The 12900-nt window shown below is 70.9% G+C and carries 12 protein-coding genes; 1 reads left to right on the top strand and 11 read right to left on the bottom strand.

Features of this window, described 5'->3' with window-relative positions; translation table 11 throughout:
* Positions 1–64: 64 nt before the first annotated feature.
* From AWX74_RS03710 to AWX74_RS03675, 8 genes are all read right to left on the bottom strand, one after another.
* Entirely contained in the window at positions 65–1105 is a 1041-nt protein-coding gene (locus tag AWX74_RS03710; RefSeq protein WP_226931059.1) for a menaquinone biosynthetic enzyme MqnA/MqnD family protein, read from the bottom strand.
* Entirely contained in the window at positions 1102–1311 is a 210-nt protein-coding gene (locus AWX74_RS03705; protein WP_006539069.1) for a DUF4229 domain-containing protein, read from the bottom strand. The genes AWX74_RS03710 and AWX74_RS03705 overlap by 4 nt, the downstream gene beginning before the upstream one ends.
* A gap of 95 nt (positions 1312–1406) precedes the next feature.
* A complete protein-coding gene (locus tag AWX74_RS03700) occupies positions 1407–1802 on the bottom strand; it encodes a hypothetical protein (RefSeq protein WP_226931060.1) in 396 nt (131 codons plus the stop codon).
* 6 nt (positions 1803–1808) lie between these two features.
* Complete coding sequence (gene mqnE / locus AWX74_RS03695; protein ID WP_091271560.1) at positions 1809–2957, bottom strand: aminofutalosine synthase MqnE; 1149 nt, start codon at positions 2955–2957, stop codon at positions 1809–1811.
* A 546-nt stretch (positions 2958–3503) separates the two neighbouring features.
* Positions 3504–3824: a hypothetical protein gene (locus AWX74_RS03690; RefSeq protein ID WP_226931061.1), complete on the bottom strand. Its 321-nt coding sequence runs from the start codon at positions 3822–3824 to the stop codon at positions 3504–3506.
* A gap of 164 nt (positions 3825–3988) precedes the next feature.
* The gene (locus tag AWX74_RS03685) at positions 3989–4768 is read right to left on the bottom strand and encodes a UbiX family flavin prenyltransferase (RefSeq protein ID WP_091272064.1); all 780 of its coding nucleotides are present in this window, start codon (positions 4766–4768) and stop codon (positions 3989–3991) included.
* 17 nt (positions 4769–4785) lie between these two features.
* On the bottom strand, positions 4786–5751 hold the full coding sequence (mqnP, locus tag AWX74_RS03680) for a menaquinone biosynthesis prenyltransferase MqnP (RefSeq protein WP_193209750.1): 966 nt from the start codon (positions 5749–5751) through the stop codon (positions 4786–4788).
* The gene (locus tag AWX74_RS03675) at positions 5748–7199 is read right to left on the bottom strand and encodes a menaquinone biosynthesis decarboxylase (protein ID WP_091272058.1); all 1452 of its coding nucleotides are present in this window, start codon (positions 7197–7199) and stop codon (positions 5748–5750) included. Before AWX74_RS03675 ends, mqnP begins: the two co-directional genes overlap by 4 nt.
* 393 nt (positions 7200–7592) lie before the next feature.
* Between AWX74_RS03675 and AWX74_RS03670 the strand changes: the two genes are divergently transcribed.
* Complete coding sequence (locus AWX74_RS03670; RefSeq protein WP_054570383.1) at positions 7593–8012, top strand: PLD nuclease N-terminal domain-containing protein; 420 nt, start codon at positions 7593–7595, stop codon at positions 8010–8012.
* 404 nt (positions 8013–8416) lie between these two features.
* On the opposite strand, the gene ccsB is transcribed toward AWX74_RS03670, so the two are convergent.
* The 3 genes from ccsB to AWX74_RS03655 are packed head-to-tail and all read right to left on the bottom strand — an operon-like array spanning position 8417 to position 12896.
* Positions 8417–9595, bottom strand: a complete 1179-nt coding sequence (ccsB, locus tag AWX74_RS03665; RefSeq protein ID WP_091271558.1) for a c-type cytochrome biogenesis protein CcsB — start codon at positions 9593–9595, stop codon at positions 8417–8419.
* Positions 9595–11844 carry a cytochrome c biogenesis protein ResB gene (resB, locus tag AWX74_RS03660; protein ID WP_091271557.1) on the bottom strand — a complete coding sequence of 750 codons (2250 nt, stop codon included), beginning with the start codon at positions 11842–11844 and terminating at the stop codon, positions 9595–9597. Before resB ends, ccsB begins: the two co-directional genes overlap by 1 nt.
* Positions 11841–12896, bottom strand: coding sequence for a cytochrome c biogenesis CcdA family protein (locus AWX74_RS03655; protein ID WP_091271556.1), 1056 nt, complete (start codon positions 12894–12896; stop codon positions 11841–11843). Before AWX74_RS03655 ends, resB begins: the two co-directional genes overlap by 4 nt.
* Positions 12897–12900: the final 4 nt, after the last annotated feature.

Here is a 12900-nt window from a genome sequence, read left to right as displayed (position 1 = left end):
GACCGATTGATCGAAGCAATCGAGGAAACGAGGTCCCGCCGCGCCGATTATCGGCGACGGTGCGTCACACCGCGGCGAAAATGATCTCGTCGAGTGGGGGTGCGTCACCGCGCGCCGCCGCCCGGCGGGCGAATTCGAGAATCCCCGCCTGCTGCCTGGCTCCCAGGCGAAAATCCAGGGTCGTGAAGTAGCGCGCGAGGGTCGCGGGGTCGAAAACCTCGAACCTCGCCGCCCGCCGGGCCACCTCGTCCACCTCACGCAGCGCCACATCGAGGCTCGACCGGAACGCGGCGTGCACCTCCTTGACCACCCCAGGGTGGTCGGTGGCGAAGGAACGCCGGGCGGCCCAGACCGCGAAGACCATCGGCAGGCCAGTCCATTCGCGCCATTCGTTTCCGAGGTCGACGACCTGGAGGGGGTGGCCCTCACCGGCCCGCTCCGCGTCGTAGGTCGCCCGCAGCGCCACGTCACCGATGGTCACGGCCGCATCGGCCTCACGCAGCATCAGCGGAATCTCCGGCGGCATCGTGACGTACTCCGGCCGCAGCCCCCAGCGCTGCTCGAACAGCATCCGGGCCAGCAGCACGCTCGTCCGGGACGTCGACCCCAGCGCGACGGTGCGGATCTGCTCGAACGGGACAGCGCTGCTGACGACGACGGACAGCACCGGGCCGTCCGAACCCACCGCCAGGTCAGGCAGCAGGACGAGCTCGTCCGCGTGCCTCAGATATTCGACCAGGCTGATCGGGCCGATGTCGAGATCGCCGGCGACCAGGGCTTCGTTGAGCCGGTCCGGGGAGTCCTTGGTCAGATCCAGGTCGAGCAGCGCGTCGGAATGGACCAGACCCCAGTACAGCGGAAGACAGTTGAGGAACTGGATGTGGCCGACCCTGGGTCGCGCGGCCCGCGACAGGAGCCCGGCCTCCGTCGGCACTCCCGCGACCTGCCCAGGCACCCCCGCGCGGGTCGGCGCCGCCGGCCGTGTCTGGGTCCCGACCTGCTCGGGCACCCCGACGTGATCAGGCACCCCGACGTGCTCACGCGCCCCGGCCCAGCCCGCTGTCTCCTGCGGCCGTGCCCACGGCGCCGGGTCCGCCGCCGTCATCTGGACTCGCCGCCGCGCCGCGCGGCAACGCTGTCCAGCACTGCCCGGCGCTGCCGCAGCGCGAGTGGATAGCTGAGCAGCCCGCTGACAACCAGCGCAAGGGCGAAACCGAGCAGGCCACCCACACCGACGAGCAACAGCACCGCGAGAACCGCCGCGAAGAGAGCGGCGCGGATCGCGAAATACCGCAGGTTGAGGCCCCACATGCCGACCTCGCCAGCCGGCCGCTGGCTCCCTCGCGATCCACCGCGACGTGGCAGGCGGGACACCGGACCGGCCGGCGGTACGTCGTCAGCGGACATCATGCGCTCCGGTTTCTGGAGGTACGGCGTGCTCGGCGGCGTACCCAGCCAAGGCGCTGCAGCAACGCCGGATAGAAGCCCAACCCGAGAAAGATGATCAGCAGCCCGAGCAGACCGGCCGGGCCGATCGCGAGGCCGGCCCAGCGCAGCAGGCTGTAGGCGACCAGCCCCGGGACGAGGATCACCAGGAACGCGAGCACGAAGATCGAGCCCATGCCGGGCGCACCCGCCGGCCGGGACGGACGAGCCTGACCGGCCCGCACGGGGCCCGCCGCGCCGCCCGAGGGGCCATCGCCCGAGGGGCCATCAGATCCGGACACAGCCACCGCCTCGGCCCGCACGGGCCCGGCCTCGCCCCCGGCAGGCCCGGCCGGGGATCTCTCGTCGCTGGTCATGGCCGGTCAGGCGTCGATCGCGACGGGCTTGTCCCGCCTGGTGGAGTCCGGACCGTCATAGGTGCGAACGACCCGGTAGCGGGTGTCCCGCTCGACCGGGCGGAACCCGGCGTCACGGATCACGCCGAGCAGGTCGTCACGGGTCATCGTGGTGGGCGTGCCGAAACCGTCCGCATCATGTGTGATCTTGTATTCGACCACCGACCCGTCGAGGTCGTCCGCGCCGAAGTTGAGCGCGAGCTGGGCCGTGGTCAGCCCGTGCATCACCCAGAAGCACTTGATGTGGTCGACGTTGTCGAACAACAGCCTGGAGACGGCGAAGGTCTTCAGCGCCTCGGCGCCCGTCGCCATCGGCTGCCCCATCAGCCGGTTACGCGGATCCCCCACCGAGTCGTGCTGGAACCGCAGCGGGATGAACACCGCGAAGCCACCGGTCTCGTCCTGCAGCTCACGCAGGCGAAGCACGTGGTCTACCCGGTGCCGCGGCTCCTCGACGTGCCCGTAGAGCATGGTGCACGGTGTCCGCAGGCCCTTGGCGTGAGCGAGCCGGTGGATCCGCGACCAGTCCTCCCAGTGGGTCTCGTGCCCGACGATGTGCTGCCGGACCTCCCAGTCGAAGATCTCCGCGCCGCCACCGGTCAGGGACTCGAGGCCGGCGTCGATGAGCTCGTCGAGGATCTCGTCGGCCGGCAGGCCGCTGATCTTCTCGAACCAGTGGATCTCGGTCGCGGTGAAGGCCTTGAGCGCGACGCCGGGCAGTGCCTTCCCCAGCTCGCGCAGCGAGCGCGGGTAGTAGCGCCACGGCAGGGTCGGGTGCAGGCCGTTGACGATGTGCAGCTCGGTGATACCGGCCGGCTCCATCTCCTTCGCGAGCCGCACCGCCTCCTCGATCCGCATCGTGTAGGCGTCCGACTCGCCGGGCTTGCGCTGGAACGAGCAGTAGGCGCAGGACGCGGAGCAGACGTTCGTCAGGTTGAGATGCCGGTTGACGTTGAAGAAGGTCCGGTCACCGTTCTTCCGGGTCCGCACCTCGTGAGCAAGCCCACCGAGCCAGGCGAGGTCGTCGCTGGCATACAGCGCCTCGCCGTCGGCCCGGCTGAGCCGGGCTCCTTCGTGGACCTTGGCTTCGATCTCTCGCTTGAGCCCGGCATCCATGGATCCCAGACTAGCGCCGCGGACCGTCGGGCCATGGCGGCCGCATCCGCCATCAGGCCCGTGATCCAGGCCGCAGTTCGCTGCTGCCCGCCCCCGAAAGTGGACGTCATCGGCCCAGGCGTTCGTTCAGGTCGTTGTCAGCGCCGTCGAGTCGTCGCCTGTGATGATTTCGATGCTCATGGTGGCCGCGCCTCGCTCGACGATCACACTCCGATGATCTCACTCGAAGAGTTTTCGCACTCCACGAACGCGACTGGACCCCTCGGCAGCCCTGAGCCCGGTGGCCTGAGAGGGCGAGCCCGAAGAGCGAAGGATTTTGGTCGTTCCGACAACCAAAATCCTCGCGCCTTGCGGGTTGTCAGGCGAATCTGCGCCCCTTATTTCTGCTTTTGGTGCGATTTACCGGCGCCGCGCGGCGGTGCGGAGTCGCCGACGGGCGGGCGGGCGGCGGGCCGACCGCCAGGCCAGTGTCGGTCGCCCGGATCCGCCACTTCTCGGGATCTTGCTACCCGCCCTGGCACGACAGAAGCCTTGGCTCTTCGAACGTCAGCGGCCCGGCGGGGTTCCGGTGGGACCACCGTCACGGGAACGGTCGGCGGCCCGGCGCTGCATGCGCCCCAACGGCCAGGTGAGCAGTCCCGCGACCGCGAAGGCGATGAGCAGCGCCAGCACCAGGTTGACGCCCGCGACGATGAGGACCACGGCAAGGACCACCAGAACGGCCAGCCGGGCCAGAAAGTACGGCAGCTGAACACGCAGGTCGGGGGCGACCTCGGCCGGCCTCCCGGCCTGCGCCGTCTCACCGGACTGCGCCGCCTTACCGGACTGCGGCGCCGGCCCGCGCTCCGGCTCCGGCTGCCCCTTCATGGAACGCCCCGCGGCCGGCCCCTTCCGGGCTGCCGACTTCCCGGTGCTCCCCGGCCGCTCCGTCCGCCTTCCTGCCATGGCGCCTGTCCGCTCCTCGTCGCCTCGGGCGGCCGCGGTCAGCGGCCCGTCCACGGATCTGTTGTACCCGGATCGGCGCACCCGGGTCAGGTGGGATCGGGTTGGGACCCGGCCGCGGCGGAGCGGGCCTCGCCCAGGGTGCCCGTCCAGCGGCGGAACAGGTCGTTGGACACCCCGGCGGCGTCGAGGACCCGGCCCGCGACGAAGTCGGCGAGGTCGTCGACATCGCGGGCGCCCGCGTAGAAGCCGGGGCTCGCCGCCGCCACGACCGCGCCGGCGGCATCGAGATCGAGCATGTGGCGCAGCGTCGCCCGGGTGTAGGGCATCTCCCGGGGCACCACGACGAGGCGCCGCCCCTCCTTGAGGGTGACGTCGGCCGCGCGTTGCAGCAGGTCCTTGGACAGACCGAGCGCGACACCGGCAAGCGACGCCGTGCTCGCCGGAACGACGATCATGCCGCGGGTCGGGTACGACCCGCTGCTGGGGCGCGCACCGAGATCGGCCGGTGGATGCACCTCGACCAGGCGCTCGATCCGGGCACGCACCTCGTCGGCGTCCCGGCGGCGTGTCCCGTCGGCGCGCCTGCCCAGCCAGATCGACAGCGGGTCGAGCCAGGCGGCGTCGCGCCAGCCGATGCCCGTCTCGTCCAGAAGGGTGAGCCGGGCGGCACGGGAGAGCACGAGATCGACCGGCAGCTGGGCGGCGAGCAGACCCCGCAGCACAGAGGCCGCGTACGGAGTTCCGCTGGCACCGCTGACCCCGACGATCCACGGAACCCTGACCGCCTCGCCGGCCGTACCAGCAATGCCGGCCGTACCAGCGATGCCGGCCGTGGCGGCCGTGGCGTTCGTCCCGCCGGTTGGCATGTTGCCGCCCGTCAAGCTCAGGCGCCGAGGCCGCGGTCGATCAGGTCCACCAGGGCGAAGGCGAACAGGGTGATCCCGACGAACCCGTTGGCGGTGAGGAAGGCACGGTTCACCCGGGAGAGGTCGGTCGGCGACACGATGGCGTGTTCGTAGCAGAACGCGGCGGCGGTCAGTGCCAGGCCCGCCCACCACCAGACACCGAAGTTCTCGACCAGACCGAACCAGACGAACAGGGCGAAGGTCACGACATGGGTCACGACCGAGCCTGCCAACGCGGCCCGGATCCCGAAGCGGGCGGGCACGGAGCGAACGCCGATCCGCCGGTCGACCTCGGCGTCCTGGCAGGAGTAGATCAGGTCGAAGCCGCCGATCCAGGTGCCCACGGCCAGCCCGAGCAGCACCGCCGGCCAGGACCAGGTGTCGGTGATCGCGATCCACGCGCCGACCGGGGCCACCGCCTGCGCGATCGCCAGCACCGCGTGCGGGAAGTCCGTGAAGCGCTTCGCGTACGAGTAGACGATCAGCGGTGCGACCGCGACCGGAGCGAGCGCGAGGCACAGCCACGACAACATCGCGGCCGAGCCGAGGAACACCGCCAGCGCGACGATCGACCCGACCACCGCGGTGCGCACCGACACCACACCGGTGACGAGCTCCCGGCCCGCCGTCCGCGGGTTCCGGGCGTCGATCGCCCGGTCGATGATGCGGTTCGTCGCCATCGCGAACGTGCGCGCCGCCACCATCGCGACCGTCACCAGCGCGAGATCACGCCAGTGGACGGACCGGGACATGTCGAAACACGCCGCGAACGCGGCCACGTAGGCGAACGGCAGCGCGAAGACCGAATGCTCGATGACGACCAGCCGCAGGAAGGCCCGCACCCGGCTGTGGGCCGGGCCACCGGAGGCACGTCCCGGCAGACCGGACGTCCCGGAGGCGCCGGACGTCCCGGAGGCGCTGGGCGCGAACGCGGCGTCGCTCACAGGCCGTACTCCTTCCACCGTCGGGTCACGGTCTCCCGGACGGCTTCGTCCATCACGATCTCCTCGGGCCAGCCGCCGTCACGCCGGTAGCCCTCGGTCGGCAGCTTGCGGGTGGCGTCGACCCCGATCTTGCCGCCGTAGAACTGCTCGTAGGAGGCGTGATCGAGGTGGTCCACCGGCCCCACCGTGGTGACCAGGTCATGCGCGTAGTCCACATTGCCGAAGGCCCGCCAGGCCACCTCGTGGTAGTCGTGCACGTCACAGTCGGCGTCGACGACGACGATCAGCTTCGAAAGTGACAGCAGGCCGGCCCCCCAGACCGCGTTCATGACCTTCTGCGCGTGCTTGGGGAAGCGCTTCTCGATCGACACGATCGCGCAGTTGTGGAAGACCCCGGCCTCGGGCAGGTCGTAGTCGACGATCTCGGGGATCATCATCCGGATCAGCGGCAGGAAGATCCGCTCGGTGGCCTTGCCCATCGGCCCGTCCTCCTGCGGGGGACGCCCGACCACGATGCTCTGGAAGACGGGGTCGCGCTGCATCGTCATCACGTCGATGTGCAGGGCGGGGAACGGCTCGATCGGGGTGTAGAAGCCGGTGTGGTCGCCGAACGGGCCCTCGGGGATCCGCTCCCCCGGCTCCAGCCAGCCTTCGAGCACGACCTGGGCGTTCGCCGGGACCTGGAGCGGAACGGTCAGGCAGTCGACCATCTCGACCCGCTCGCGGCGCAGGAACCCGGCGAAAAGGTACTCGTCGATGTCGGCCGGCAGCGGCGCCGAGGAGGCGTAGGTCACGGCCGGATCACAGCCGAACGCGATGGCGACCGGCAGCCGCTCACCGCGCCGCTCCGCGACCGCGTGGTGCGCGTTGGAGTCCTTGTGGATCTGCCAGTGCATCCCCACCGTGCGGGAGTCATGCTGCTGCAACCGGTACATCCCGAGGTTGCGCGCGCCGGTCTCCGGATGCTTCGTGTGGGTCAGCCCCAGGTTCAGGAACGGCCCGCCGTCACGGGGCCAGGCGTGCACGCCCGGCAGCAGGTCCAGATCGACGTCCGCCCCCTTGAGGACGACCTCCTGGCAGGGAGCCGTCCGGACCTTGCGGGGCGGCAGCGAGGTGAGCTGGGCCGCCTTGCCCAGAGCCGAGCGCAGGCCACCGAGCCCCACCGGCAGCTCGGGCCGCAGCAGCTCGCCGATACGGGTGCCGATGTCGTCCAGGCGCTCGACGCCGAGCGCCGCCGCCATCCGCGCCTCGGTGCCGAAGAGGTTGATGGCCAGCGGCATGTCGGCGCCCTTGGGCTTCTCGAACAGCAGCGCGGGACCGCCGGCGCGGACGACCCTGGTGACGATCTCCGTCACCTCCAGGCGGGGGTCGACGGGAACCCGCACTCGGCGCAGATCGCCGCCGCGGTCGAGATGCGTGAGAAACGCGCGGAGATCCGCCCAGGCCATGACGTCCATCTTTGCAGCGTCGACCGGGAGCCGCCGGACGTACCCTGTCTGGGGACGCTTCAAGCGCCTGACGCGCCCCCCTTCGCGGCGAGTGAACATCGCCTTCGCCGACCGCTGGGACACGGCATCCGGCCGGGAGGCACACTAGGGGCACACCAGGCGTCCATCTCAGGCGGCATGGATCCGGGACAGAACCGGCCGAACCTCGGTGCGCGGTTGGGGAGCCACAGTCAGTGACCGGGGCTCGGAGCCGTCACCGAGCCGGGGCCACGCGCTGCCTGCGGAGGCCGGGTGAAACCGGCAGATCTTCGACCATGGGCACGCCGCGCGGCGATGCCACGGGAGCCGAACCGCGTACGCGGTCACGGCGTGAGGGAGAGGAGCGGTCGACCTGTGCTTGGTCTCGCGCTGACATTCCTGGTCATCGGTGTCTGGGCGTTCTCGGTCATCGACGTGATCGGCACACCCGCCCAGGCCGTGCGGGTCGTGCCCAAGCCGATCTGGTTGATCGCGCTGATCGTCTTCTTCTTCTTCGGCTCGGTCTGCTGGTTCCTGTTCGGTCGGCCGAGGGCCGCCTATGGCGTTCCCGGCTACGAACGCCACCGCGCGTCGGACCACCCGGCGTTCGGGGGCCGCGGGCCGTGGGGAACCGAGCGGCGAACCGCCGGCTACAGCCGCTCCGGGCTCTCCCGGGCCCAGATGCGTCGCCAGTCGATCCGCCCCGTCGGGCCGGACGACGACCCCGAGTTCCTGCGCGAGCTCTCCGACCGCATTCGTGGCGGGGACGCCGAGCCCCCCAACGCACGGGGCTGAACCCGCTCGGCAGGCGGGCGGCGACCCCCTCCGACCGCCGCCCTGATGCCCTGATGTTCTGACGCCCTGATGCCGGGCAGGAATCGAGGATCGCGGTCGTTCCGGAGCCCGGCACAGATTGGCGCCGATCAAGATCGCTAGTCGGTGTGCGGGGAGGTCCGCACTCCATGAACGTGACCGGACCTTCGATAGCCCGACATCCCGTTTTGACGAGTCGCAAGAGTGAAGGATTTTGGTTGTTCCGACGACCAAAATCCTTCTTTCTTGCTGACCACCAGGCGAATCTGCGCCCCTTTTGTCGCTCTTGATGTGAATTGCTGGCGCTGCGCGATGGTGCGGGATCCCCGGTGGGCTCGGGAGCGGCGCCAGCCCGTGGACGCAGCATGCAGCCCGAGGGCCCGGGGTCAGACGCCCGCGTAGGAATGCAGGCCGTTGATGACCAGGTTGACCAGGTAGTAGTCGACGAACAGGGCGCTGAACGCCAGCAGTGAGACCGCCGCGGCGCGGCGCCCGCGCCACCCGGCCGTCGCCCGCGCGTGCAGGTAGGCCGCGTAGATGACCCAGGTGATGAAGGACCAGGTCTCCTTCGGGTCCCAGCCCCAGTAGCGGCCCCACGCCGCCTCGGCCCAGATGGCACCGGCGATGATGGCGAACGTCCAGATCGGGAACGCGAAGGCGATGATCCGGTAGGTGATCGTGTCGAGCGCCGCCGAGGACGGTAGCCGCATCACGATGCCGCCGCGGCTGCGCATCGCGCGCGACGCCTCGGCCCGCCCGGAGGCGACCTCGGCCAGACGAGTCTCCCAGCGATCCTTGAGCAGGAACAGCACCGTCGTCACGGCGGACAACAGGAAGACACCGCTGGCGACGATCGCCCCAGCAACGTGGATCTTGAGCCAGTACGAGTTCAGCGCCGGGACGAGCGGGCCCACGGGGACGTAGAGAATCATCCAGGCGAAGCCCATCGACAGCACGACCGGGACCATCACGAAGACCCCGAGCCACCGGACCGGCTGGCGGGCCATCAGGACGAGGAACCCGGTCACCGCGATGAGGCAGATCATGGACGAGAACTCGTACATGTTGCCCCAGGGGACCCTGCCGGCCGCGATCGCCCGCGTGACCACCGAGCCCACGTGCGCCGCCCAGCCGACGATCGTCAGAACGACCGCGATCCGGCCGATCCACGTCGACAGCCTGGAGGCGGCGGGGTCCTCGTCGGCCGCCCCGCGACGCCGGGACAGCGAACCACCGTCGGCCCCGTCGAGCGCGCCGCCCGCCTTCAGACCGGGCCTGCTGTCGCCGGACGAACCGGGGGTCAGGACATCGCTCCCACCGCCGGTGGAGGCCGCGCCGACCAGGACCGCCTGCTTCGTCACAGCGGACGCCGGGCCGGCGGCCTCCACCGATCCGGCGGCGCCGTCCTTCGCGGCCGCCCCCTCGGCGGTGGCGGGGCCGGCGGCCCGGCCCAGCCGGCTGAACGCGAACTCGGCGGCATAGCCGAGCATTCCGACTGCGTAGACGACCATCGAGGTCCAGAACAGCACATCGGAAAGATTCGCCATGCCTTCGTTGACCGGCATCAAGGCTCCCGTTCGCTGGTGGTGCTGGTTGCCGCGTCTTCGCTGGTGGTGCTGGTCGCCGCGTCCGTGTCGGCAGCATCGGTTCCGGCCGCGCCGGTTCCGGTCAGGTCGGTGTCGCCCGGCACGGCCTCGGCCCCGGCGGCGTCAACCCGCACGGCGCGGTCCTGTGCGGTGTGATCTTTCGCGGTGTGAACTTCCGCGGTCTCGCACTGCACGGTTCCGCCCTGCACGGTTCCGCCCGACGCCGGTACGTCCCGCGCGGACCCTTCCGACGCCGGTGGTGCGTCCCGCGCGGCCTCGTCACGCGCGGTCTCGTCACGGATCGCCTGGGTGACGGTGGTCAGCTCGGTGGCGAAGCCCTGGGCGTCCGAGCGGGACAGCCCGCCGATCTCCACGGTGCAGCCGCCGCCGGCCAGCGGCGTCGCCCGCACCCACACCCGCCGCCGCCGCACCCGCAGGCTCGCGATCAGGCCCGCGATGATCGCTATGGCCGCTCCCAGCACCAGCCCCTTGTAGGGGTCGGACTTGGTCTGGAAGGTGGCGAACTCACGCACGCCGTCCACCTCGAGAGACAGCCCGCCCGGCAGACCGGTCAGCGTCCGCTGCTTCGGGTTGTTGGGCGCCACGACCTGGGCGATCAGGTTCTCCCCGGCCGGCCCGGTCATCGTGAACTGGGTCATGTCCCGGGTGTCGACGGTGTAGACGTTCTGCGGGATGCCCTCGTTGAGGTGCAGGTTGCCGACGAATCCGGTGATGGTGAGGCCCGGAGCGGTGGCGGCCGGGTAGGTCGAGACGTAGCCGTGGCCAGGTTTGAGCACGGTCGTCGGGGTGAACACGCCGCTGAACGCGAGCTGCTGCGGCTCCTTGAGCGCACCGGTCGCGGGCAGCCCCGTGTCGGGGATCTTCACCGTGCAGGTCGAGGTGAACATGCCGTCGCGGGGGGTGCACGGAACATACGACTCCCAGACGACCTCCCCGGCCTTGTCACGCAGGACGAAGTGCGGCGCGTACCCGTGGCCGATCAGATAGATCTTCGTGTCGCCGATCTTCAGCGGATGGTTGACCCGCACGGTCGCGGTCTTCTTCGGAGAGTCGAGGTCCTCCGCATACGTGACGTCGGCCCTGAAGTCGGCCGGCTGGCCGTTGTCCTGATACGTCGCCTCGAAGGTGTCGAGGGTCATCGAGAACGGCTGCAGATCCACCGGATCGACCAGCGCGCCGCCGGTGTAGGTGTCGTAGGCGATCAGCGTGTTGGCGAACCCGTTGCCGGTGATGACCAGGACGGAGCCCTGATACCCGAACCAGGAGCCGAGCCCCACGCCGGCCAGCATCACGACCAGCGCGATGTGGAACACCAGGTTGCCGGTCTCGCGCAGGAAGCCCTTCTCCGCGGCCGCGGAGTGGTCGGGGCTTCCGTCGGGACGTCGGGCGTCAGCACCGGCGACCGCGACCCGGAAGCGGCGTTTACGCAGCACACCGCGGGCACGCGCCACCGCCTCGGCGGCATCGAGCGAACTCGTCCAGGTGCTGCCGCCGGGCAGCCGGCCCGGGCGGGCCGGCGCCTTCGGCGGCGCGGTGAACAGCGCCCGGGCATGCCAGATCACCCGTGACCACAGGCAGCCGATCAACGAGATGAACAGCAGCAGATAGATGGCGGAGAACCAGGGCGAGCCGAAGACTCCGAACATGCCGATCCGGTCCAGCCACGGACCGGCGGTGGGATGGTCGGCGATGAACTGCTCGACCCTCATCGGGTTGATGTTGCGCTGCGGGAAGAGCGACCCCCATACCGCGGCGGCCGCCAGCATGAACAGCAACACCAACGCCAGGCGCATGCTGGTGAGCTGGCGCCAGGAGCGCACGAGCAGCGCCACCGCGCCGGATCGGGTCCGCACTCCCGCCCCGACACCGGCACCGGCCGTGCCCGCACCCGCCGTGCCCACAGCCCAGGGGTTCCCTGCCGCTACTCCTCCAGCCGCCACTCCCCCAGCCGTTGAAGCGGCCGTGGCCGAAGCGCCTGACGGGGCCGTGCCGGGCGGCTCCCACGGACTGCCCGCCGTATCGGATGCGTCCGGTGTTCCGGTGGGCGCATCCGACACGGCGGGCGGACTGTCCGCGCCGGGCGACCGTGTGCTTCGCGGGTCCCTGGGGGCCGGGGGGTCGAACGCCTCCGGTGCTTCCAGCACCGTCGGGTCGTCTGGCATCAGCCCGTCGACGTGTCCGGACGGGGCGGTGGGGCGTGCGGTCACAGCGGGGTCTCCGAGAATCCGGGCGCGTACGGACGCAGCTGGTCGACCAGATCGGTCCAGCCTCCGGTGAGCTGAAGCGCTCCGACCGCGATCAGCATGGCGCCGCCGGCCAGCGCGAGGAACCGGGCATGGCGCCGGACCACCAGCAGCGCCCCGGCGGCGCGGCGGAAGGCGAGTCCGACGACGAGAAACGGCAGGCCGAGGCCGAGGCAGTACATGGCGGAGAGGAAGGCCCCGCGCTCGGCGGTGGCGCTCGTCGCGGCGAGGCCGAGCACGGCGGTCAGGGTCGGGCCGATGCAGGGCGCCCAGCCGAGGCCGAACATCACGCCAAGGGCGGGGGCACCGAGCAGCCCGGGTGAGGGCAACCGGTGGAAACGCCATTCACGGTTGGCCCACGACATCCGCGAGAACACGCCGGCGAACCCGAGGCCCATCACGATCGTCACCACGCCGAGCACCTGGCTCAGCCCGACCTGATGGATCTTCAGCCACTGCCCCAGGCCGCCGAACGCGACTCCATAGGTCACGAACACGATGCTGAAACCGAGGACGAACAGCCCGGTCCCCGCCGTCACCCGGCCGGCATGGCGGATGTCTCCGAGCCAGCGCGACGACCAGGGTTGCCGCCGGGGCGACGCACCGTGGCCCGGCGCGGCGGGCACGCCGACCGCAGCCGCCGATGTTCCAGCCAGGACCGGCGTCTCGTTCGCGGGCCCACCGGCCACTGCCACCGCGGCCGGCACGGCCGGCACGGCACCGGTCAGGACCACCGGCTCGCCGGACCCGGCCGACCCGGCCGACAGGGCCGGTTCACTCGCCCCGGCCGGCCCCGGCCCCGGCCCGCCCGACCCGGCCGTCTCGGCCGTCTCGGCGACCTCGGCCCTCGCGGAGCGCCGCTCGAGATCCTCACCCGACAGACCGGTGATGAAGGACAGGTAGCCGGGGACCAGGGGCAGGACGCAGGGCGACAGGAAGGACAACAGCCCGGCCGCGACGGCGACCGGTGCCGCGATCAGCAGCGGTCCGTCCGAGACGACGTCCACGACACCCATCGGG

This window comes from Parafrankia irregularis (assembly GCF_001536285.1).
Classification (GTDB): domain Bacteria; phylum Actinomycetota; class Actinomycetes; order Frankiales; family Frankiaceae; genus Parafrankia; species Parafrankia irregularis.
This window is presented reverse-complemented; position numbering and strand designations above follow the sequence as displayed.